We start from the raw sequence: 20,938 nt of genomic DNA, 5'->3' as shown, positions 1-20,938 counted from the left end.
TCGCATCCCCGAAAGTGTGTGTGCGTGATTACATGGCTTCGGTTGCTGGCACAGAAGTATTCGGCTGACGAGAAAGGGCGCCGGTGCTCACCTGGGTGGAGCTTGGGAGCGGGCGTTGGAGGTGGGTGCATTGAAACAGCAGCCATCCGGAATCGTGGTGGTCGGATCGGCATGAGCGCAGCGGAGTTCGACGACGAGTTGTTCGACCGGATATCGGACGTGGTGGGCCCAGGCACTGCGATCCTGACGTTGTCGACCAAGAACCTCAACCGGGTCTCCGCGGTCGACCGCAAAGGGGTGTGGGTCGAAACCGAACGCTCGATGAGTCTCGGATCGGGACCGCAGCTGGTGCCGGCCTGGATGATCGCCGTCGCGTGGGACCGGTTGTGCGACAAGGGGGAGCTGAGTCAGCAGGAGCTACTCAACGAGCTGAACGTCAAGCGGTCAGCGTTTGTGTGTGCGTTGGTGGCGAAGTTCCCGGAGGTACATATTCGGTCGACGCGGCCGACGGTGCTTGAGATGCAGGGGGACCGGTCGGCATGACGCACCTAGCCGGGCAAGCAGACCTGGCGTCGCAGATAAGCGCGGTTGCTTTGCGATTGAATATTCGGGTCTCAGCATGATCGGATTGGTCGCAGTTCTCGCCACAGCTTTCTTGATCTTCCTTCTGGTGGCGGCGATCCATTTTGGGCGGGTCAAGCGAAGCTGGCTCATCACGCTCGCAATTCTCTGCGGCTGTGGGTTATTGGCGATGTTGCTCACTGACTGGCCATCGGGGGTGCTGGCACAATTTTGGGCGGATCATGCCGTGCTGAGCGCGGTTCTCAGTTCATTGCTCCTGGTCGGCGTTGGCTTTCTTGCCTTTGAGGCACACGACACGCGCGTGCAATCCGAACTAGATGACAGCGTCACCGCCGCCGGGATGGGCGGCGTTGTCGACCACGAAGTCGTGATTGCACTGGTGTCGGCACCACAGCCGCCTGACCCAGAGCGATGGGGTGACTGGTCGGCAGATGGCAGGCCTCTACGCTGGCTGCGTGAACGGCGCGGACTGCTGAATCGGCTCGACACCGGAGGCCCATCACCCAGTGATCCGCGCCGCGACCCGCCGCCACGCCACCTTGTGCAGGGCGAGGAGGCCTGGCGCAGGGAGCTGATCGACCAATGTGTGCGGCGGGTGATCGGAGCGTTACGCGACTGGGCACCCGTCTTGGGACGGTCTCGGAACGGCCAGGCCGTGCTGGTCGATTTGGGAAGGCTGCGCAACGAACTTCTGCGAGCTCAAGCTGCGCTTGCCGCAAGTCGCGTACCCGAGGCCTGCCAGATTCTCGCCGACCTGAGGAAAGAATGCCGCATCATCGCACTCGCACTGGAGATGCGCAGCGGCGTCCGTGAGCCTCGCGCTGAGGTACTGCAGACGATGGACGCGCTCGATGAAAGTAGTCAGTCCGCCAAGTGGCTGACGCGCAAACGCGTCAGGCTCGAGCGAGACACCTGGAGGAGTGCGCGGGCGGAAGCCGAAGACGACCTCAGGCGCGGATCACGGCCCCGACCAGCGCGACGCTGAAGGATCCGCACCCCAGGCCACGGCCCCCTGCGACACTGAACCCCGAGGACAGGGGGAATTACCTATGGAGTCGACAACCACGCCGAAGCTCGGAAGCGAGTTCGCCGATGCGCTGGTCTATGCGGCCAAACTGCACGGGACGCAAACCCGGAAGGGCGGGGACATCCCCTACTTCGGGCACCTGATGTCAGTGTCTGCACTGGTGATCGAGGCGGGCGGCAGCCAGACGCAAGCGATCGCGGGGCTACTGCACGATGCCGTTGAAGACCAGGGCGGAAAGCCGACCCTGGCCGAGATCGAAGCGCGTTTCGGTGCGTCCGTAGCCAAGATCGTCGCCGAGTGCAGCGATACAGACGAGGTGCCCAAGCCGCCGTGGCGTCAGCGCAAGGAGAAGTACATCCAGCATTTGCAGGACGTCGCCGACATGACCGTCCTGGTGTCCCTTGCCGATAAGGTCGACAACGCCCGGGCAATCCTCCGAGATCTCCGCCTGCATGGTGAGCAACTGTGGCGACGCTTCAATGTGACGGACCCGCAGGAACACCTGTGGTACTACCGCGCTCTGTTGAGTGCGTTCGAAAAGCGAAGTGACAGTTGGTTGGTAGATGAGCTGCGGCACGCGGTTGACGAGATCGCCGTGCTTGTCGAACCCGCCAGCGGCAGATAGCGCCCTGATCCAGATTTCCCCGCGAATGAAATCAATCGTCTTCTAGCTAGTGCGCCACAACGCCTCGCACAACTGGGCCCGCCATGGCGCGACAGGCCGGTGACAAGTTCACGATGCTTGATCTGCCAAGTCTTTTCGAGTCGATCACCGCTTTCGGGCCGACCAGAGGCGCCTTCCGACGTAGGATGATGAGGGTTTGGACGCACCCGGGAAACCGAGTGTTGGGAACGGGCGGGGCGATTGCAGTGCTTCCGCGGGTGAGGGGATGCGATTGATGAACGATGTTCGTGGCAGACGACCTGGGAAGCGGCCACACGACTACTTTGAGAGCGTCCCCGACTGGAAGGACACCCTGCCCGATTACCGAAGGCTGGCCCGGGAGATCGGACAGGATGTCGTCGCCCGCTCGACTAATCTCATCGCGCACAACGGCCGGGCATTCTGGAAGCTCACCGAGGCAGGCAGTGGAGAACTGGCGTGGCTCGCATTCACCCGACCTGATGTACGGTCGGCACTCGCCCGGCGCAAAGTGTGGACACTGATCCCGCACCTGCAGGAATTCATGGCGAACTGGTTCGTGAGCGTCGACCACAAGCTCACCGAGCAGAGCCAGTGGATACACACGAACATCGATGTTTATGAGGCGCGCGACCTGGCACTCGAGGTGCCGCAGCCGCGCGTGGAGGACATCAAGCGGATTACGCGGCCTGAGGCGCTGATGACCCTCGCTGACATCGACCGGCTCAAGGTGACGACCGTACTGGGCCAGGGAACTGCTCGAGCTTTGAAGGCTCGGCGATGACTCGCCTGAACAAGCAGGAGTTCCTCAAATGGGCGTACGACGACCTACTCACGAACACCACCCGCGGAGTGCTGGCTGAGTACATCGTGGCCAAAGCGCTCGGCATTCGCGATACGACGCGCCTCGAATGGGATATGTACGACCTGGATATCGACGGAGTCGGGGTGGAGGTGAAATCGGCTGCCTACGTGCAAACATGGGAGCAAACCAAGCTTTCAAATATCTCGTTCGGCATCCGTCCCGCAAAGGGCTGGAATGCCCGCACCAACGTCTATGCGACTGACACAAAGCGAAGCGCCGACGTGTATGTCTTCTGTCTGCTCGAGGGTGAGGCCCGCGAACGCATCGATCCGCTGGAAGTGGCGCAATGGACGTTCTATGTGCTTCCTACGATCGAACTTGACCGACAAGTTCCGGAGCAGAAGACAATTGGGCTCGGACGACTGAAAGCCCTTCTTCCGCGGGAGTGCACGTACGATGAGCTCGCGGCCGCCATCCATGACGCAGCAAAAATCAATCGCGGGAGCTGACCGTTTCGTTCACGGCTCCGGACCGGAGTCTGGTCGCCCTATCGGTGCCGAGTTCAGGCGATTCAGTCGTCCGTGAACTCCGACCGCTGCGCGTCGCTGAACGCCGGCATGGCCGCGTCCATGAACCCGCCGCCGTAGTTGACTTTATCCGAATAGATTCGGAGACAGCTGTATTACACCGCGTACTCACACCCGGCCGGCCACACGGCGAGCATCCCCGGCCTTCACTGCGACTGAAAGCAGTCAGTATCAGAGGCGGTCATCGACGAGCACTGTGGTGCTGCCTGGCGAGGACCTAAGCCTCGGTTGCTGGAGGGTCGGAGACGTGGCGGCAATGCCGACCGTTCGTGGCGATACCCAGGCAATGCAATCATGGAGGTCATGGAGCTGCGCCGATGTTAAGGACGAATGCCCGGCCACCTGGGCCGAATAGTGGGGGATGCGGCCGTGACGTGCGGTCGCGCTGGTAGGAACGCCGAACTGGATCAGCATGAGCGGCGATCGAGGGAGCCGCGGGTATAAGAGTTCAGATTCGCCGAATGGAAACCTTCGAGAACTCATATAGCTTCAGATCAGGAGGGCGCCCGTGTGGTTGACAGTTTTTAAGTGCGGTCTGGTGGTATTCATTGCTGTCGGCGTCGCGATTCTGTTGATCGCTTACGTTCGTAGGAGCCCGAAAGTGAGATTTCGTGCCGAACCTGACCCGAACCTAGGGTCGTTGTCGACGATCGGAGTTCCGCCCACTCCACTCCCGGAGTGGGCGTATTGGGCTGACGATGACAATGACGATGCGAATCGCGAGTCGCCCCCTAATTAGGACAGGCGTGGTCGAGTTCGACCAGACTTTCCTGAAATTTCTGACCAATTCGGGAGTATTCACTGACAGATGCCGGAGGCGACGGATCCAGCGGAGACATAGCCGACGATTCGGCTCGGTATCGCGGGATCAGGGCTGACGTCTGGCCGGCCAGATCGGCCAGTTCGTCGGCTCGCTCCGCCAGTGCCGCATCGTCCTTGATTTGGTCGGCAAGTTCTTGAAGCCGCGATGCCCACCTCTTGTAGTCGTCGACGCTGGTTTCGACCTGCTCGTCGGTGCGCTCACGAACGTCTTCGTTGAATTCGTTGTTGTAGTCGATCATCAGCCGCGCGGTTCCGCAATCTGAGGTCGGATGATTCGACGTTTGGCACCCGACAACGGCCATAGCTATGAACGTGACTGAGCCGATCCCGGTGACCAGACGCCACTTCGATCGTGTCGGTGTCGTGTTGAGGCGCGCCACTACCGCGGCCGATGCATACTCGGAGGTACTTCGCCTGTACCGGGAGTCGGCGTCATGGATACGGGCGGGAGGCCGCTGTAGCCGCCGACGGGGACGCCTTCCTGAATAGTGAACTGACCGCCGCACCCGTCAGGAAGATAGTAGTCAACAGTAGGATTACGAGCAGACAAGGATACGATTTCCTGTGGGATAATTGGCTTCCAATTGTTGTCGAAATTTGTCAGATCAGGCAGGCCATCCAAGCTGCCCCTCGTGCCGTTCCTACTGACGTCACCATTGAATGTCACTTGGGTATTACGTTGATATTCGTACACATTCTGTACCCAGCGTTCCTGCTTCCACACGCCGTTGTCATTGACCATCCGAGTGTGGGTTGTCGCTTCTTGGCCGACAATACGAAACTTGTATTCCTCTCGGTACTCAGCGTGCGGTGCCGATGCATCCTGGATCCAGTGTTTTCCCGGTGTGTACATGCCAGTCGTACCGCCCAACTTTGTCCGATCATCACCGACGGGTAGTGGTCGGTATTGGGAACTCAATGGTGGCGGTTGATCGCCGACGTATGGCGGTGCGACGACACTTTCCCAATGCCCAAACCGCTGGTCGTCGATAAACCGATTGGGCGGCACCTCCTGCTGCACTTCGCTGCCAAACTGCGCATGCGGCTCGTCGACTTCGTTATCCACCGCGTCGAACCGTGGCGCTTCGGCAGGGAGCCTTCCGGCGCCCCAGCTTGCTGGAATGATGGCGTCCAGAGCAGCGGCTTCCGTGCTGAGTTTTTCGCCGACTTGAGAGTCCTCGGCGACAAGTACGACAGCAAGCCGGGTTATTTCTTCTCGATGTTCCAACGCCTTGGCCTGCCTGGCGTCGTAGTCCGACGCCACGGTATAGGTGTTGTTGTCGACGACCGAAAGGTCGTTACCGACCGTGTATCCGTCGCGCTCCGCAAGTTCGATCGCGTCCTGCACCCGACTTCGTGCGGCATGGATGTCTTGCGCTCCGGCGTCAGCCGCCCTTGCCAGTCCGTTTCGCATGTGGTCGGTCGCCCGCCAGATAATGCCTCGATCGCCGTAGGCTGCTTCTCTCGCTGCATCAGCACTGTCACCGTCCCATTCGGTTCCGCCCGGCGCTGACAGCGATTGACAGTGAGCATCGGCGACGGCATCGACGCCCTGCGCGCATTGTCGATATTCTGCGGCGGCAGTGGACAAGTCAGTGATTGCATCGGTCCACTCTTCGATATCCGCCCTTGTGGGCAGACCCGCCGGTGCGACTGCGTTGGGTGCAACCGCGGGAACTCGTTGCATACCGAGGTCCCCGGATTTGATGCTCACATCGTTCTCGCGACAGCGTCGGATTCGCTGGAGTCGGTACGCGTGTAGTTCGCGGCGGCCGCCAATGCTGCTTGGGCGTGACGGTCGATCCTGGTTTGATACGCCGTCCCCAGCGCGGCGACCGCTGCCGCAGCCTGGCGAATTCCCTCGCCAGATGGTCTTCCACTCGTTGCGCCGCCGGTGGTCGTGGCATCGGATAACTGTGCCGCGCCAAACCCGAGTTCAACCGACGCCGAGTGCAGCCCATCGGGGCTTACGCGAAGTGGCTTTGACACCGATCCCCCCTGACCATCGACCTGCATGTCTGACAAGGCTCAGGGAGGTGCCCCAGATGTGCTCGTTGAAAATCCCCCGTGAGCGACCGCCATTGTAGCGGCCGTCTACATCCGGTGGTTTTCCTGCGAGCTTTCTCCTCGTGCTAGGGACGCGGCGCGGTACTGTCCTTCAACGTTGACCGCCGCGGAACATTGCAAGTCGCATAGCGCTGGACCACCAACGGGTCCCCCTCAAGGCGGTTTATTCCTCCGACAACTCCACCCGCTGCTCGTCACTGAACGCCGGCATCGCCGCGTCCATGTCGGCGAGCTTCGCATTCCGATACCCCCGCACATTCCCCGACATCGCGGCCATCGCTTCCCGCGACTTCCCGCGGCCGTAGGTGACCGCCTGCTCGGCCTTGACGCCGAGACCGCGGCCGACCTCCACGGCATCCTGGTCGGCGCCCATGTAGAGGAACTCCCAACCGAATTCGTTCGTCTGCTGCTCGACCAGCGACTTGATCGCCGGCCTGCTCCATTCGTGGCTGGCGTTCTCCAGCCCATCGGTCATGATCGCGATGATCACCGAGCCCGGCCTGTCCTCCTCGGCACGCGCGGAGATCTCGGCCGCGGTATCGGTGATCAGCTTGCCCATCGAATCCAGCAGTGCCGTCGAGCCACGGGGATTCAGCGCCAGTGGCGGCACCTCACCGACGGGTACGTCGTGATACACCACCTCATACTCGTTGTCGAACTGCGCCAACGTGACTCGACATTCGCCGTCGCCGCCACGCTGTTCGGTGAGGAATGCGTCGAACCCGCCGACCACGTCGGACTTGATCGACTGCATGGAACCGGACCGGTCGAGCAGGAAGGCGATCAGGGTGAGGTTCTGGTTCGGCATAGCGATTCCTTTCGTTGGGCGACTATCGATTTCGTCGAGGCTTGAATCGCATCGGCTCTGGCGGGTCGGCCGGCGGTAGGGGAGTGCGGGCGTGCTTGTCGTTGCGGGCGCGTTTGACGTCTTCGGCGGTGATCCGGTCACCGGAGGTGACGTACGGGTTCAGCCTCGGCGTGCTGGCCAGGCGTGGGCCGACCGCGTTCTCGGTCAGGCCCGCACTCTTGCCGGCGGCGGCGATGGACATCTCGTCGTCGACGACGGCGCGTGCCAGTTGCTCGTCGAGCAGCTGACTCACCTCGGTCAGGACGGACCGGAGGTGACGTAGGGCGTGTTCTGCGGATGTGGCGCGCTCGGCCTGTTCGAGGTCGTCTCGGATGCGTTCGTAGCGGCTCATGACCGAGTGTACCGCACAATCTGCGGAGTCCGCAATAACTGCGGATTCTGGTTCAGTGCATGTGCGCCACCAAACCAGAATGAGCGGTCTCGCCGGCCTCCCGCGGCGCATGGTCGAACTCGCACTTCACGATCCGCTGCGCCAACTCCGGCACCGCGTAGATGTGGTCGAGCCGGAACCCGTTGTCCCCGGGCCGGCTGAACCACGTGTACTCCCGCACTCCGAGATGCAGCGCCCGCCACACGTCGAGATAGCCTGTCGCGCTGAGCCGTCCGGGCATCTCCGGCCCGATGAACTTCGATCCCCGCGGATCCTTGTCCAGATCGTTGTTGCCGGTGTTGAAATCACCGATCAACAGGTCGACACCGGCAGAACGAGCCTTGTCGATCAGCGCCGCCCAATAGGGGAGTTTGGCTTTCCCCTGCGGCATGTACACCCCGCACACGTAGGCGCCGTCGATCTCGGCGCACCACAGATGTCGCGGGTGCAACGCATCACCGAAGGCCCACGACCGCTCGATCCCGCCGCGCGCCGCGATCAGCACGGTGTTCACATTCGGCGCGACACGCGGATGCGAGGTGTCGTAACCGGCCTCCGTGAGTCGGTTGATCAACCCCGCGCCGGCGGCGTTGGCGCGGAACTCGGTGATCACCAGGATGTCGGCGTCATACCCCAGCAGTCGGGCGGTCAGCGCCTCAGCGTGCTTGGTGCCGCCTTGGCGGATGTTGAGTGTGGCGATCCGCGTGGTCATCTCGGTCTGGTCCCTCCGCTCGCCGTGGTGAATCCAGCGAGCCGATCAGTATGAGGGTGGGCACCGACAAGTCCCGCTGCGCGTGCGTGGACGACGGCACGGGACGGCAATTGCTGCACCGAACCCCTCCGGCGGCGCGATAGCGTATCCGTGGGGAAGGGGAACAGTCGGCGGTGCTGCTCAGTGATATCGAGTCCTGGAATGTGGGCGCGTTGCAGTCGATCGCGCATGAACTCGGGGACGAGCTGACGACGATCGAGGGCGTGGCCTCCGATCTGGAGCTGATTTCTCGCCTGCCCGGGTGGGAGTCGCCGGCCGCCGACGCCGCCCGCGGCAAGATCGCCGAGTCCACCGGCAGGGTTCTCGACGACGCCGCGGTGATCGGCGCCGTGGCGCAGCTGGCATCGGAGACCGCGGCGGCGGTCGCGACGGTGCAGGCCGGTGTGGACGCGGTGCGCGCCGATGTCGCAGCCCAGGGCGGGTTTCTGGTGCTCGCCGACAACGGCGATGTCACCGTCACCGGTCCTCCGGATGTGCGTGAGGAACTCAAGCACGTCGCCGAGGACATCGAGACGCGGGCCAAGGCGCTGATCCACCAGGCCGAGGACATCGACGCCGACTGCGCCGAGGTGTTCGGCCACGTCGAGAACGGTGACATCACCGCGCGCGGAGCACCGGATTTCGCAGCCGCCCAAGAGATGGGCCGTGAGCAGTCCGGATTGTCCGCGCCGTACCCACCTGATGGTGAGGGTGTGATGCCCACCGACGTGAAGGCGTGGTGGGATGCCCTGTCGGAGGAGGAGCAGGCAAAGGTCCGGTCCGAGCATCCGGAGTGGATCGGCGACCGTGCCGGTGTGCCCACCCCGGTGCGCAGCGAGATCAACAAGGGACAACTCGACCAGGAGCTCGCCGACGCGCAACGGTCCGTCGACGAGATTCCGACCTTCCAGGAGTACGCCGGCGCCGGAGTTGGCGGCCCCGGTTCGGCTTCGAAGCGCGCCGAATACGACCGCATGGTGGCGGATCGACACGCTCGGCTGGACGAAGCGAGGGCATTGAAGGGGGCCATGTCCTTGGACGGCAACCCCGACATGGACTACGACCCGGATAAGTATCTAATGATGCTTGAATATCCCGACGGCCGGGAGACTCGGGCCGCGATCGCGGTCGGCAACCCCGACACCGCCGACCATGTCAGCGTCACCACGCCGGGCGTGGACACGAGGGCCACCAGCATGCCCGGCATGGTTGACGAAGCAGATGCGTTGCGCACAGAAACACGGGCCCAGCTGGACTTGGCTGAGCGGTATGACGAAGAAGTTTCGACCATCGCCTGGCTGGGCTACGAACCACCGGGCAAAGACATCTCGGTGTTGGAGGCAGGATTCGAGACCCGAGCCAACGAGGCCGCACCCGATCTGGCCGAGTTCTACCGCGGCATCAATGCGACCAACGAGCACGGATCCGACGTCCACTTGTCGGCGTTCGGCCACTCCTACGGATCGCTGACCACCGCCCAGGCGCTCAATGAGCTCGGTCACACGGGCGTCGTCGATGACGCGGCCTTCTACGGCTCACCGGGACTGGGACACACAAACGAGGTCGGCGGTTACATCGGCACGCACGGCGTACCGCTCGAAGTGATGCGGCCGATCATGGACGAGCCCGATATGTTCCTGCCTGACGGCCATTCATACGTCATGACCGCACCCGGTGACTGGATATCCGGCGACCCGAAGCTGGGCCCTTTCGGGTTGCCGTCGGCAGGCGACCTCGGTCAGTTCGGGCCCAACCCGACGACGCTGCCGCTGGAACAGCTGTCGTCAAACGCTGCGGTGAGCCCCACCGACAACGTGTCCCGCACCGGAGCCGAGGCCCACGCTGATTACCCGCGATCGGACAATGGTGTCTTGCGAACCACCGGATACAACCTGGCCATCATCGCGGGCGGGTTGGCGAACGTACCGTTGGGTGAAGACGGTGGAGAAAGGTTGGTGCGATGAGGACGACGCGAGTCGCTGGTCTGTGGCTGGCGGTAGCGTTTGCGGCCGCGACCCTGGCCCTCGCTGGCTGCGGCGGTGGCGACAGTTTCGGCTCCGACCCCAGTTACGACTCCCCGATAATCAACGAGGATGTACCCAAGGTGGATATCAAGAACCTGCCCGATATCGAAGCCACCCGCGCCCAGATGCTGGACCTCATCGAGCGGGTCCGCACCGAGGTCTCCCGGCTGGTACCCGCGAGCGACCCATGGACCTGGCGTCGTGAAGAGTCGCGGGGCGCCTGTGACAACAACGGGCAGAGGGGGGTCCGGATGTACTTCGCGAACCTCACCTCACAACATTCGTTCACCGATGAGGAGTGGGCGCTCGTGCTGCCCGCCGTCGAGCGTCTGGCTGCTGAAGAGGGCTTGACGAACGGTTCAGCCATGCACAATTCTTCAGGTGCCCATGATATTCGGATCACCAGCGACGACGGTCGTGAGCTGAGGTTTGGCTCGATCGAGGCGTCACTGATCACGGGCACCATTGCGTGCCGACTGCCCGCCGGGGGGAGCGGCGCGCCATGAGTCACGAGAGCATCGTCGTGTCGACGGCCCAGGTCCGGCTGTCCGCTGATCAGATGGCGGTAGTCGCCGGCGAGGCGTCCTCCAATCGCGCGGCGGTCGCCGACAGTGTCTCGACCCAAGGCGCGGCCTGGAAGGAAAAGGGCACACCCGGCTTCGGGAAGTTTATCGACGTGCTGGAAGCACAGGCGGCACGGCTACGTTCTGACCTGACGGCCCTGGGTGATTCGTTACGCGCCGCTGCCGATGTCTATGACCGGCAGGACCAGGAGGCCGGCGGGGCTCTCGATACTGCGGTGCGGTACGAGTAGGGCGACAGATCAATTCGGCTCACCGCGTTAGCTCACACGCCGGCCCGCGCAACGGCTCCCCGAACCGCGCCCGCAACGCCACCAGCGGCTCGACCGTCCGTGTCGCGACATCCACCCGCTGCACCAGCGTCCCGGTCATTAGCACCCAGGAATGCCCGGCCGCGGTCAACGGCCCACGAGCACACGAGGGTGATTGGGTGTCCCTATGGAGCTAGGGGCGGAGTATCAGCGCGCTCGTCGCGATGAAAAGCACCGCGCGGTTGCGCCGCGTCCCGGCACTGCGTGCCATGCTGGCCGCCGGAAAGTCCCAGCGTGAGACCGCCCAGGAGTTGGGTGTCAGCCAGCCCGCAGTGAGCCAGCAACTCAAGTCCGCCCCGAAGCTCGACGACGACATCCACCGTGAGGCGGTGCTGCTCTGATGGATCGCAAGGCGGCCAAGGAGTTACTGCACATTCAGGGGTGGCTCGCCGACGAGGTCAACCGCCAACTCACGTGGCTGACGCTGTCGCGCGATCTGCCACCATGGAAGCGCTCTTTGGAAGTCCTCTTCGCTGACGCCGAATTGGCCCTGACGAACGAGACCGGGTAACGCTTGATTCGGTGTCTGGGTTGACTCTTCGGCCTCGTACGTCGAACGTACTGATAGCGCCACACATCGCCGCTTCGGCCGCCTGCGTCAGTCGTCCGACAACTCTGACCGCTGGTCCTCACTGAACCCGGGCATCCCAGCATCGACATCGGCCATCTTTGCGCGGCGGTACCCCCGCACGTTCCCCGACATTGCAGCCATCGCCTCCCGGGACTTCCCCCGGCCGTAGGTGACCGCCTGCTCGGCTTTGACCCCGAGATCCTTGCCGACCTCGACGGCATCCTGATCGGCGCCCATATAGAGGAATTCCCAACCGAATTCAGTGGTCTGCTGCTCGACGAGCGATTTGATCGCCGGTCGGCTCCATTCGTGGCTGGCGTTCTCCATGCCGTCGGTCATGATCGCGACGATGACAGAACCCGGCTTGTCGTCCTCGCCGAGTGCGGCGATCTCGGCTGCCGTGTCGGTGATGAGCTTGCCCATCGAGTCCAGCAGCGCGGTGCTGTTGCGTGGATTCAGTTCCAGCGCAGGCACTTCATCGACGGGCAGGGCGTGGTAGACGACCTCGTATTCGCTGTCGAACTGGGCGAGGGTCACGCGGCATTCGCCGTCGCCGGCGCGCTGCTCGGTGAGAAAGGCATCGAAGCCGCCGACCACGTCGGACTTGATCGATTGCATCGATCCGGAGCGATCCAGCAGGAAGGCGATCAGAGTGAGGTTCTGGTTCGACATGGTCGGTTCCTTTCGGTGGTGAACTAGCGAGGCTTGCTGTTTCGGCGCGGCTTGAACCGCATCGGTTCGGTCGGGGGAGCGGGTGGCAGTGGAGTCTTGGCGTGCTTGTCGTTACGGGCGCGTTTGACGTCTTCGGCGGTGATCCGGTCGCCACTGCTGACGTACGGGTTCAGCCTCGGCGTGCTGGCCAGGCGCGGGCCGACCGCGTTCTCGGTGAGCCCGGCACTTTTCCCGGCCGCCGCGATCGACATTTCGTCGTCGACGACAGCACGCGCCAACTGCTCGTCGAGTAGCTGGCCGACCTCTGTGAGAACCGACCGAAGGTGTTGCAGGGCTTGGTCTGCGGAGGTCGCAGTCTCGGCGTGTGCGAGGTCTGCGCGGATGTGTTCGTACCGGCTGGGCATGTACCACAATACCGCACAAAGTGCGGAATCCGCAATAACTGCGGATGCAGGAATCGGTCATGGCCAGTCCTGCACGACGGCTACCAGGCCTGAATGGTCGGTTTCGCCCTTCAACCGTGGGGCATGGTCGAACTCGCAGAACCCAATCCGCTGCGCGAGGTCCGGCGCTGCGTACACGTAGTCGAGTCGAAACCCGTTGTCCTCGGGCCGGCTGAACCACGAGTACTCGCGGACATCGGGGTGCAGCGATCGCCACATGTCGGTGTATCCGGAGTCGATCAGGCGGCCGGGCATCTCCGGTCCGATGAACTTGGCTCCGTGCGGATCCTTGTCGAGATCGTTGGTACCGGTGTTGAAGTCGCCAATCAGCAGGTCGATGCCACTCGTCGGGGCATCCCGGATCAGCGCCTCCCAGTAGGGCAACTTCGCGGTGTTCTGCGGCATGTACACCCCGCACACGTAGGCGCCGTCGATTTCGGCGCACCACAGATGTCGCGGATCGAGCGACTCGCTGAACAACCATGACCGGTCGATACCGATGCGCGCGGCGATCAGCACGGTGTTCAACTTCGGCCCGACCGCGGGATGCGAGGTGTCGTAGCCGGCCTGCTCCAGACGGTCGATCAGCCGCGCGCCGGCCGCGTTGGCGCGGAACTCGGTGACCACCAGGATGTCGGCGTCGTAGCCAAGCAGTCGGGTGGTCAGCGCCTCGGCGGACTTGGTGCCGCCGTGTCGGATGTTGTTCGTCGCGAGCCTCGTGCCCACTGGAGTGTCCTCTCGCTCGACGTGGAATCTCCAGCGAGCCGATCAGTATGAGGGTCACCACCGACAAGTCCGCTCAGCTGGGCGAATCCATCCATCGGGGCGGGAACCCGATGTCGAGACGCACGCTGGCCTTGTACCCCGACCACGTCGCAATTCCCGGTGGCTGACTCCCGTAGATCCCACGCGCCGCGGCGGCGACGCGCTGGTACTCGGTCGGCCAACGGATCTCACCGGCGATCTGCTCCAGCACCCCGCGGTCACGGCCGAGCACTCTGTCGACGAGGTCGACCGCCGGCAGCGCATGGCGTTTGTCGGTGTTGCACCGCGCACACGCCAACACGAGATTGGCCAGTCCGTCGATACCGACAAGTGACCATGGCAGCACATGGTCGATCGGGTTGTCGGCCGGCAGATGGGTATCGCAGTAGAAGCAACGCGCGCCGAACGCATCTTTGAACGGACCACGTACCGCGGCCAGCGCCGTGCGGTCCCGCCCGAACAGGTGCCCGGCGATATCCGGCACCTCGGCGGTGAGGAACTTGTTCATCCGTCGCACATCGTCGACCCACATGATCTCCAGCGCGGGCTTGAGCAGACCGGCCAGCCGGGCGAGACCGGCTGCCACCCCCGGCATCAGCACGATCGCGTCATTGTGGGCACGCAACGTACGCCGCGACACATTCGAGTGCAGGAAGCTGTCGTCGTACAGGAACGGATCGGTGAGGTCGCCGCCGGGCAATCGTTGCAGCCGGTACAGCGGCTGCTGAGCCAGGCACAAGCCGATCTCGTCAATGGACGTCTGGTAGACCTCCGGGGCAGCCATCATTGCCACGCTCAACGAGGAGGCCGGCGTGGCGGCGCGCAACGCTCTGACGGCACGCGGGATTCGCTCTTTCTCGCCGCTGGACTGGCGCAGGTCATGCCCCTCGAATGGGCGGACCTGGCGCCAGTACAGCTGGAGGACACGGTGCGCGAGATCGGGGATCGAAACGGCCAGTTGGTCCGCCGGGTGCTCGGGCAGGTTCTCGATGCAATGGTCGATGAGCGCCATCAGCGTTGCGAGCTTGTAGGTCGCGACCCGCAGGCCGGTCTCCAGGATCGCCACCACACGCTGCCCGAGCAGCAGGGGATCGATGGCGTCCGGCACATTGCTTTGGTACCACGAGGCGGGTCTCAAGGACCGCTGAAGTGGGTCATTCCCAGTCGACCGCGCCCAGACTGCTTGAGTCAGACCTCGTCGTGATGTTGCGGCACCGCGGGCGGCGCATCGGGCCGACGGAGCACTGCGTATGCCGCCCAGATCCGACCATTGATCTTGATGTGTGACGTTCGGAAGAAAGCGATCGCGATCACGACTGTGCCGCAGATGAAGATCAAGTACAGGTTGGACGGCCACCTGTCGAGACGGGCAAGGAACAGAAGCGCCAGCGCCGACACGCATCCCGTCCAATAGAAACGACGCTGTATGGATGCCGTTGAAAGTTTCCGCGACTTGAGGATGGGAAAGGCGCTGCCCACAATGCCGACGACGAAAGACGCTGCGGCGCAGAGAATAATACCCGTCTCAACCAACGTGCTGCTCACTTCCCATTTATCAGACGAGTGTCTCCGCCGCTCTGCCTCATCGCCAACTCTCTCCCCACCTGGCCCCGCCGCACGAGAGACCGGCAGTCACGATAGCTCCGACACGTCCGGTCAGCATCCCGCGTCCGCGACGGCGTCGGTTCGATACCTTCGAGACCATGACCGCGCATCCCCGCGACGCCCTCTCGGCACGAGAGAAACTGCTTGTGGAGGGCCTGCATGACTGGCTCAAGCTGTGGCAGGTCCACCGACACGTAGCCGAAGAAAATCTCTCGTCCAGCCTTGAAGAGGTTCAACAGACGGTGATGGGACTGGTTCTCTCGCTGATAAGTGAGGGCGTCGCCGAGATCGGTGGCCTGCGTGAGCACGGTGCGCGCTTCGAGCGGTGGAGCGCATCACCAGATGCATCGTTGCGGCGGCTATCGGTCGAATACGTAGACAATTTCCATGACCGTGCCGGTTGGCCATGGACTGTATGGCTGCGCCTCACGGACAACGGGAAGTCGTTGGGCAGGACCCACCAACACACCTACGCGCTGTGGCTACAGGACGTCCGGGCGCGCGGAGTCGAAGAACGAGCATTACCCCTGTGGCTCGAGCCGGGCGGCACGCAGCCCTGAGCGGCGCCTGTCCCTCAGCGCGCACTCACCCCGGGTCCGCTTCGCCCCGGCACTGCTTGCGCTGAGCCGGGAACTTGTCGGTGGCAGCTGTCATTCTGTCCGGCTGTCATGCGCACATCCGGTGCAGCCGATGGTGAATGGAGCGGAACGGTGAGTAAGGGTTCATCCGGCGGGTCTGGAGGGGCGGGCGTCCTGTTTGTCTTTGTCGTCGTACTCATCGCCGCGGTGCCGAAAGAGGTCTGGATCGCCCTCGGGGCCCTGGCGGCGTTCATGTTGGTCTGCTGGATCGCCTCCGCGGCAATCAAAGCCGCGGAACAGCGCCGTGCAGAGGCCGAGGACCGAGCACGCGTGGAACGCGCGGCGCAGGCAGCGGCCGCTAAGCGTGACCGCGAGGAGTGGGAGCGCAGGGATAAGCAGTCGCGCATCGATCTGCTCGGCCACCGGAATGCCGTGCTGATGGAGTCTGCGCTGAGCGCGGTCAAAGAGGTGGCTGGCTCCGAGGCCGCGCGTGCTGGGTGGCTGGGCGACATCGACTTCAGCGCCGATATCGCCGGCATCGCCGACGGCTTCGCGAAAGCACACGCCCTGAGTGCCGTCACCGGCAAGCTGTCAGTGCTGGACAAGCCCAGTGCTGATGACCGCAGACTCCTCGCCGAGGCCAGAACCACCATTGCGAACCTGGAAGGCGCCGCCCACGAGCGAGTCGCGTTGATCGTCAGGTGCGCCACCGAGGCGCACCTCATCGACGAGTCGCTGCGCACCGAGCGCGAGGACGCCCGGGTCGCCGAACAGCGGGCCGAGTTGCACGGCAAGCTCAGCGCGATGCTCTACGGCATCGAGGCCACACCGGAAGCCGCGCCGACGGACTCGGCGGTCGAGGCGGTCATGGCGCGGGTGCAGGCCTACCGGGAGATCAAGAGCCAGATCGAACGGGCGCGCGACACGACACCCTGAGCGCCTGGCAGCAAAGTCCAAGCAAGCGAAAATGTCATACCTGACTGGAATAATTGCAGGATGTCGCAAAGAATCCGCCTGCACATCCTGGAGGCCGCCGATTGGAAAGACGGTATCATCACCCTGCTCGAACCCACGTCGCCCTACCGGCCCTGGCAGTACGCCTTCGGGGAGTCCCGGCCGGGCGATTACGCGATAGTCGTGCTCGGCACCGACCCGGCGTCGGTGCTGACAAAGCTGGCCCGCATCGACCACGAGGGTCCGCTCGGTGGCGCCTTGCTACGGGATTATCGCCTTGATCTCGTCGATCTGACGACGCTTGCGATGGTGCTCGACCTGCCCAGCGCGTTCGACAGCTGGCGATTCGACGACGATGACGCCGAGCGGGCTATCCTCGCGCTGCACGAGACCCCGATACACGGCCGGGTCGCCTATCGCTGGGGACACTCATCGGTGGCGGCCGCGCGAATCCTGCTCCGCTGCAACGGGAAGTGCGCCTGCTGCGCCGAGGAGATCGACCTCAGCGGGCACGATGCCCGTGACCGGGTCCACGTCCACACCGTGGACCCGATACCGAGGCCGGTGCCGGACTCGCCGATCAGGACGTACGACAAATCGGGGCCCGCGCGGCCGTATCAGGCCTGGCTGCGGGAGTCGGCGCGCGACTGGCCGGGCGTGCTGTGCGACCGTTGCCACGTGCGCATGCGAGACGGTCACTTCCGGTCGCTCATCGACTTCCAGTTCAATCGGCATCCCGCGTGCGGTGAGTGTGGGGCGCGGCGCACCCAGTCGATCGGGTACGGCATGCCCATGAATCCGGAGTCATGGGCGCCGTGGCGGACCATGGGTGGCTGCTGCCCGCGCGAGGAGACCTGGCGCTGCGAGGTCTGCTTGCATGAGTGGTAGCTGCTACTCGGTCGCCTCAAACCCCGGCCCGCGCAGCGGCTCCCCGAACCGCACAGGCCGCCGGTGACGAAACCGAGCAGCTCTGCGGTGCTGACCTGATCACCACCGATGCTGAACAGCACCGCGTTCAGAGGCTCGACCAGCCCAGCCAGCCAGTCGATCACGTCGCCACCCCCAACCGTCGCACCGCGTCCCGGAACACCGCATTCGGATTCGCCTCGGGCAGCACGTCCAGCACCGCCCGCAGCGCCTCATCGCCGCTGACCCCGCGGACCCGGGCACCGTAGAGCGCCGCGACGGTCGGGGTGCGGCTGTACGCCTCGACGCAGTGCAACAGCACCGTGCGGCCCTGCGCCCGGAGCTCTTCGACCGCACCGACGGCGTCGAGCAACACATGATCGAGGTGCGGGTTCTCGTCGGCGTCGACGCTGTCGATGAGCCGGACCTCGACATGCGGCATCCCGGTCGGCACATCGGCGTCCGCCACCCGGCACAGCGACACCACCGCATCCACCTCGGCCGGCAACTTCCGCAGCGCCCCGATGCCACCGATCAGCACGCCATCGTCAAAGGGATGGGTGACAAGGGCATCGGTGCGATACCCCGCATACGTCGGTCCGGTGCTCGTCGCACCCGGGCGTTGGATTGCCGTCGCCAGGCCGACCAGATCCCGTGCGGTCATGCCGGGCCAGCCGTGCAGCCGGCTGCGCCACTGCAACGGGACAGCCGACGCCCCGTATGCGGCGCCGAGCAGTCCGCCGGCGATGGCCGCGACGGTGTCGGTGTCGAAACCGGCACGCACGGCCGCGTCGAGCCCAGCGCGCAGGTGCGCGGGCCCGCCACCGCGGGTCGTGACGATGGCCGACCACGCGGCCTGCAGTGCGGCGACCACCCAACCGTTGTTGGGGATCTCGGCGGGACGGAGCGCCTCGGCGTCATCCAGGCGAGCAGTCCACAGGGCTCGACGGTCGGCGTCGAGGTGGCGCAGTCCGACCCGGACGTCGAGTTCGGTGGTCAGTACCGCGTGCCGGATCGCGCAGCACCACAACACGGCGGCGTCACCCGCGTCGGGGTCGAAATGGGTGAGCTCGCTGATGGCCCGCGCCGCGGTCACCATGGCGTCCTCGTCGTCGAGGTAGGCCGGCGCCACCGGAGCGGTACGCATGAGCGAGCCGTTACCGGCGGTGCGGCCGGTGCGTTGGTGGTGATCCGCCGACGCCGCGCGGGCCGCGACCGCGGTGATCGGTGCGTGCCGCGCCGCCGCCGACAGCACGGACCGGGTCTGGATGCCGACATCCTTGGCGGTCAACGACCATGTGTGCCAGCGAGACACGATCGCGTCCTGGGCCGCCTCGTCCTGCAGATCGGCGCCGGTCGCGGCGACCTCGGCGATGGCGATGGCCATCGCGGTGTCATCGGTCCACTCGCCGGGCTCCCACGGCCCGCCGCCGGTCATCTCCACCGGCAGTTCGGCGCCGCGAGGCGGTTGGAACTCGTACGGCGCCCCCAGGGCGTCGCCGGCGGCGGTGCCCAGCAGCACGCCCTCGGCGCGATCGTTGCGTGATGTCATCTCGAGCCTCCCCAATTTGCGCGAATCTGCGCTAATTGATGGTTGACTGTACGCTGAGGCACTGACATGGACAACGGAAATGCTGTGAGCAGCAGCGGGCGGGCCCTCACGGACTACCCGCGGCCTTCTGTTGCCGTCGACACCGCGGTCCTCACGCCGGACCCCGACCTGGGTCTGGCGGTGCTGCAGGTGCGTCGCGCACACGGCAGGGGATGGGCGCTGCCGGGCACCTTCTTGCACGAGAAGGAGACGCTCGCCGAGGCGGTGCAGCGCTCGCTGGCCGACAAGGCGGGCATCCAGGGATTGGCGCCACGCCAGCTGCATGTCTTCGATGCGCTCGGCCGCGATGATCGGGGTTGGGTGCTGTCCGTCGCGCACGTTGCGGTGGTGCCCGCCGACAGGGTGTCGACGCGCTTCACCGAGGTGACCCGCCTGGTGCCGGTGGGCGCGCCCGGCCGGCTGGTCTACGACCACGCCGAGATCATCGCGCTGGCTGTCGACGATGTGCGCGCGCGCCACGCCGCGGGCCCTGACCCGGACCGCCTGCTCGGCGAGGAGTTCACGCTGCGGGATCTGCGGCGGGTGCACGAGTCGATCGTGGGGGAGTCGTTGCAGCGCGACACCTTCCGTCGCGCCATGGAGCCGCACCTGGAGCCCACCGGTGAACGGGTGGCCCTCGGTCGGGGGCGTCCGGCTGAACTGTTCCGGCGCAACGCACATCGCACCTGACTTGACTTTCAAGCGGCGCTCGCCGGCGCCAGCATCTCCTACTGATGGCCGTGATCAGGCCCTGATCACGGCCACCAGTGCAGCGTCGATGATCTTGTCGTCACGAGTGGCAACGGTGAGGTTGCGGCGCAGTGCCTGCGCCACGATCGCCCGATCGAATGGGTCCTTGTGTTGCCACGGGAGCCGTCCGGCGAGAATCGCGTCGGCAGACTCGATGGGCAATTCCACGGCGCTCATGCCGGCAATGATGTCCGGCCAAGCCGACAGTAACGCCTCACCATCGAGTCTCCCGATCCTGGTTTTGATGGCGATTTCCCACGCGGAAGCGGCACTGACGACGACGTGGGTTTCGGGTTTGATCAGCTCTGCCATGGCTGCGGCATCCACTTCGGCCGGTGAGCTGGCCAGCCATAGGAGGGTGTGGGTGTCCAGAAGAACGTTCACGACTCGTCTGCGCCGTCCCATGCGTGTAGTTCGGCCTCGGGCAGCGGTTCATCAAAGTCATGGGGGATGCGCAGGGCTGGCAACTGGCCGAATGTGCGCGGAAGGGGCTGCACCGGTACCAGCCTGGCAATGGGGCGGCCGTGATTCGTGATGGTCACAGATGCGCCGGTCCGTTCAACTTCGGCCAGGATGCGATTCAGCTGGTTCTTGGCTTCCGTGCTGGTCACCGTGCTCTCCATCCGCCCATGGTAGATCGGAGAAGCTAATCGCGCTAGCGTAAC

Annotated in this window: 27 protein-coding genes; 14 read left to right on the top strand and 13 right to left on the bottom strand. The window is 64.5% G+C overall.

The genetic code is table 11. The features are described from left to right. Positions 1–171: 171 nt before the first annotated feature. From A7U43_RS21780 to A7U43_RS21760, 5 genes are all read left to right on the top strand, one after another. Complete coding sequence (locus A7U43_RS21780) at positions 172–543, top strand: hypothetical protein (protein ID WP_067999317.1); 372 nt, start codon at positions 172–174, stop codon at positions 541–543. A 76-nt stretch (positions 544–619) separates the two neighbouring features. Beyond that, positions 620–1,567 carry a hypothetical protein gene (locus tag A7U43_RS21775; RefSeq protein WP_067999314.1) on the top strand — a complete coding sequence of 316 codons (948 nt, stop codon included), beginning with the start codon at positions 620–622 and terminating at the stop codon, positions 1,565–1,567. A 64-nt stretch (positions 1,568–1,631) separates the two neighbouring features. Further along, the gene (locus A7U43_RS21770; protein WP_067999313.1) at positions 1,632–2,234 is read left to right on the top strand and encodes an HD domain-containing protein; all 603 of its coding nucleotides are present in this window, start codon (positions 1,632–1,634) and stop codon (positions 2,232–2,234) included. A gap of 274 nt (positions 2,235–2,508) precedes the next feature. Continuing rightward, positions 2,509–3,036: a hypothetical protein gene (locus A7U43_RS21765; RefSeq protein WP_197499887.1), complete on the top strand. Its 528-nt coding sequence runs from the start codon at positions 2,509–2,511 to the stop codon at positions 3,034–3,036. Next, positions 3,033–3,566 carry a hypothetical protein gene (locus A7U43_RS21760; RefSeq protein WP_067999311.1) on the top strand — a complete coding sequence of 178 codons (534 nt, stop codon included), beginning with the start codon at positions 3,033–3,035 and terminating at the stop codon, positions 3,564–3,566. Before A7U43_RS21765 ends, A7U43_RS21760 begins: the two co-directional genes overlap by 4 nt. A gap of 809 nt (positions 3,567–4,375) precedes the next feature. Here the strand turns inward: A7U43_RS21760 and A7U43_RS21755 are convergent. The 5 genes from A7U43_RS21755 to A7U43_RS21735 all read right to left on the bottom strand — a co-directional run bounded on the left by A7U43_RS21755 (position 4,376) and on the right by A7U43_RS21735 (position 8,483). Continuing rightward, positions 4,376–4,705, bottom strand: a complete 330-nt coding sequence (locus A7U43_RS21755; protein ID WP_067999309.1) for a hypothetical protein — start codon at positions 4,703–4,705, stop codon at positions 4,376–4,378. A gap of 140 nt (positions 4,706–4,845) precedes the next feature. Then, positions 4,846–6,180: a hypothetical protein gene (locus tag A7U43_RS29825; protein WP_156525989.1), complete on the bottom strand. Its 1,335-nt coding sequence runs from the start codon at positions 6,178–6,180 to the stop codon at positions 4,846–4,848. Between the two features lie 516 nt (positions 6,181–6,696). Then, positions 6,697–7,341, bottom strand: coding sequence for a vWA domain-containing protein (locus A7U43_RS21745; protein ID WP_067999305.1), 645 nt, complete (start codon positions 7,339–7,341; stop codon positions 6,697–6,699). Between the two features lie 22 nt (positions 7,342–7,363). Then, complete coding sequence (locus A7U43_RS21740; RefSeq protein ID WP_067999304.1) at positions 7,364–7,732, bottom strand: hypothetical protein; 369 nt, start codon at positions 7,730–7,732, stop codon at positions 7,364–7,366. Positions 7,733–7,784: 52 nt separating this feature from the next. After that, positions 7,785–8,483, bottom strand: a complete 699-nt coding sequence (locus tag A7U43_RS21735) for an endonuclease/exonuclease/phosphatase family protein (protein ID WP_067999302.1) — start codon at positions 8,481–8,483, stop codon at positions 7,785–7,787. Between the two features lie 173 nt (positions 8,484–8,656). On the opposite strand from A7U43_RS21735, the gene A7U43_RS21730 reads away from it, so the two are divergent. The 5 genes from A7U43_RS21730 (at position 8,657) to A7U43_RS29815 (ending at position 11,949) form a co-directional block, all read left to right on the top strand. Then, entirely contained in the window at positions 8,657–10,486 is a 1,830-nt protein-coding gene (locus A7U43_RS21730) for an alpha/beta hydrolase (RefSeq protein WP_067999300.1), read from the top strand. After that, positions 10,483–11,052, top strand: coding sequence for an LppA family lipoprotein (locus A7U43_RS21725; protein ID WP_067999298.1), 570 nt, complete (start codon positions 10,483–10,485; stop codon positions 11,050–11,052). The genes A7U43_RS21730 and A7U43_RS21725 overlap by 4 nt, the downstream gene beginning before the upstream one ends. Continuing rightward, positions 11,049–11,360: a type VII secretion target gene (locus A7U43_RS21720; protein ID WP_068003371.1), complete on the top strand. Its 312-nt coding sequence runs from the start codon at positions 11,049–11,051 to the stop codon at positions 11,358–11,360. Before A7U43_RS21725 ends, A7U43_RS21720 begins: the two co-directional genes overlap by 4 nt. A gap of 242 nt (positions 11,361–11,602) precedes the next feature. Next, on the top strand, positions 11,603–11,779 hold the full coding sequence (locus tag A7U43_RS29820; RefSeq protein ID WP_156525988.1) for a helix-turn-helix domain-containing protein: 177 nt from the start codon (positions 11,603–11,605) through the stop codon (positions 11,777–11,779). Further along, positions 11,779–11,949 carry a hypothetical protein gene (locus A7U43_RS29815; protein ID WP_156525987.1) on the top strand — a complete coding sequence of 57 codons (171 nt, stop codon included), beginning with the start codon at positions 11,779–11,781 and terminating at the stop codon, positions 11,947–11,949. The genes A7U43_RS29820 and A7U43_RS29815 overlap by 1 nt, the downstream gene beginning before the upstream one ends. 87 nt (positions 11,950–12,036) lie before the next feature. Here the strand turns inward: A7U43_RS29815 and A7U43_RS21715 are convergent, their stop codons facing one another. The 5 genes from A7U43_RS21715 to A7U43_RS30400 all read right to left on the bottom strand — a co-directional run bounded on the left by A7U43_RS21715 (position 12,037) and on the right by A7U43_RS30400 (position 15,434). Then, positions 12,037–12,681: a vWA domain-containing protein gene (locus tag A7U43_RS21715; RefSeq protein WP_067999295.1), complete on the bottom strand. Its 645-nt coding sequence runs from the start codon at positions 12,679–12,681 to the stop codon at positions 12,037–12,039. A gap of 23 nt (positions 12,682–12,704) precedes the next feature. Then, the gene (locus A7U43_RS21710) at positions 12,705–13,085 is read right to left on the bottom strand and encodes a hypothetical protein (RefSeq protein WP_067999293.1); all 381 of its coding nucleotides are present in this window, start codon (positions 13,083–13,085) and stop codon (positions 12,705–12,707) included. A gap of 57 nt (positions 13,086–13,142) precedes the next feature. After that, positions 13,143–13,850 carry an endonuclease/exonuclease/phosphatase family protein gene (locus tag A7U43_RS21705; protein ID WP_067999291.1) on the bottom strand — a complete coding sequence of 236 codons (708 nt, stop codon included), beginning with the start codon at positions 13,848–13,850 and terminating at the stop codon, positions 13,143–13,145. 73 nt (positions 13,851–13,923) lie between these two features. After that, positions 13,924–14,997 carry an HNH endonuclease gene (locus A7U43_RS21700; protein WP_067999289.1) on the bottom strand — a complete coding sequence of 358 codons (1,074 nt, stop codon included), beginning with the start codon at positions 14,995–14,997 and terminating at the stop codon, positions 13,924–13,926. An 80-nt stretch (positions 14,998–15,077) separates the two neighbouring features. After that, positions 15,078–15,434: a hypothetical protein gene (locus tag A7U43_RS30400; RefSeq protein WP_231963375.1), complete on the bottom strand. Its 357-nt coding sequence runs from the start codon at positions 15,432–15,434 to the stop codon at positions 15,078–15,080. A gap of 158 nt (positions 15,435–15,592) precedes the next feature. Between A7U43_RS30400 and A7U43_RS29810 the strand changes: the two genes are divergently transcribed. The 3 genes from A7U43_RS29810 to A7U43_RS30395 all read left to right on the top strand — a co-directional run bounded on the left by A7U43_RS29810 (position 15,593) and on the right by A7U43_RS30395 (position 17,914). Beyond that, on the top strand, positions 15,593–16,054 hold the full coding sequence (locus A7U43_RS29810; RefSeq protein ID WP_156525986.1) for a hypothetical protein: 462 nt from the start codon (positions 15,593–15,595) through the stop codon (positions 16,052–16,054). 150 nt (positions 16,055–16,204) lie between these two features. After that, a complete protein-coding gene (locus A7U43_RS21685) occupies positions 16,205–17,008 on the top strand; it encodes a hypothetical protein (protein WP_068003366.1) in 804 nt (267 codons plus the stop codon). Positions 17,009–17,068: 60 nt separating this feature from the next. Then, the gene (locus A7U43_RS30395) at positions 17,069–17,914 is read left to right on the top strand and encodes a hypothetical protein (RefSeq protein WP_067999285.1); all 846 of its coding nucleotides are present in this window, start codon (positions 17,069–17,071) and stop codon (positions 17,912–17,914) included. 160 nt (positions 17,915–18,074) lie between these two features. On the opposite strand, the gene A7U43_RS21675 is transcribed toward A7U43_RS30395, so the two are convergent. Further along, positions 18,075–19,484 (bottom strand): ADP-ribosylglycohydrolase family protein, encoded by a 1,410-nt coding sequence (locus A7U43_RS21675; RefSeq protein ID WP_067999283.1) that lies wholly within the window; start codon positions 19,482–19,484, stop codon positions 18,075–18,077. Positions 19,485–19,550: 66 nt separating this feature from the next. Between A7U43_RS21675 and A7U43_RS21670 the strand changes: the two genes are divergently transcribed. Continuing rightward, positions 19,551–20,213, top strand: a complete 663-nt coding sequence (locus A7U43_RS21670; protein ID WP_067999281.1) for an NUDIX hydrolase — start codon at positions 19,551–19,553, stop codon at positions 20,211–20,213. Positions 20,214–20,267: 54 nt separating this feature from the next. Here the strand turns inward: A7U43_RS21670 and A7U43_RS21665 are convergent, their stop codons facing one another. Then, on the bottom strand, positions 20,268–20,657 hold the full coding sequence (locus tag A7U43_RS21665; RefSeq protein WP_067999280.1) for a type II toxin-antitoxin system VapC family toxin: 390 nt from the start codon (positions 20,655–20,657) through the stop codon (positions 20,268–20,270). Continuing rightward, positions 20,654–20,896: a type II toxin-antitoxin system Phd/YefM family antitoxin gene (locus A7U43_RS21660; protein WP_067999278.1), complete on the bottom strand. Its 243-nt coding sequence runs from the start codon at positions 20,894–20,896 to the stop codon at positions 20,654–20,656. Before A7U43_RS21660 ends, A7U43_RS21665 begins: the two co-directional genes overlap by 4 nt. Between the last annotated feature and the right edge of the window lie 42 nt (positions 20,897–20,938).

Origin of the sequence: Mycobacterium adipatum (assembly GCF_001644575.1) — a bacterium.
GTDB lineage: Bacteria > Actinomycetota > Actinomycetes > Mycobacteriales > Mycobacteriaceae > Mycobacterium > Mycobacterium adipatum.
Note: the sequence above shows the minus strand (reverse complement) of the source record. Positions and strands in the feature narration are given on the sequence as shown.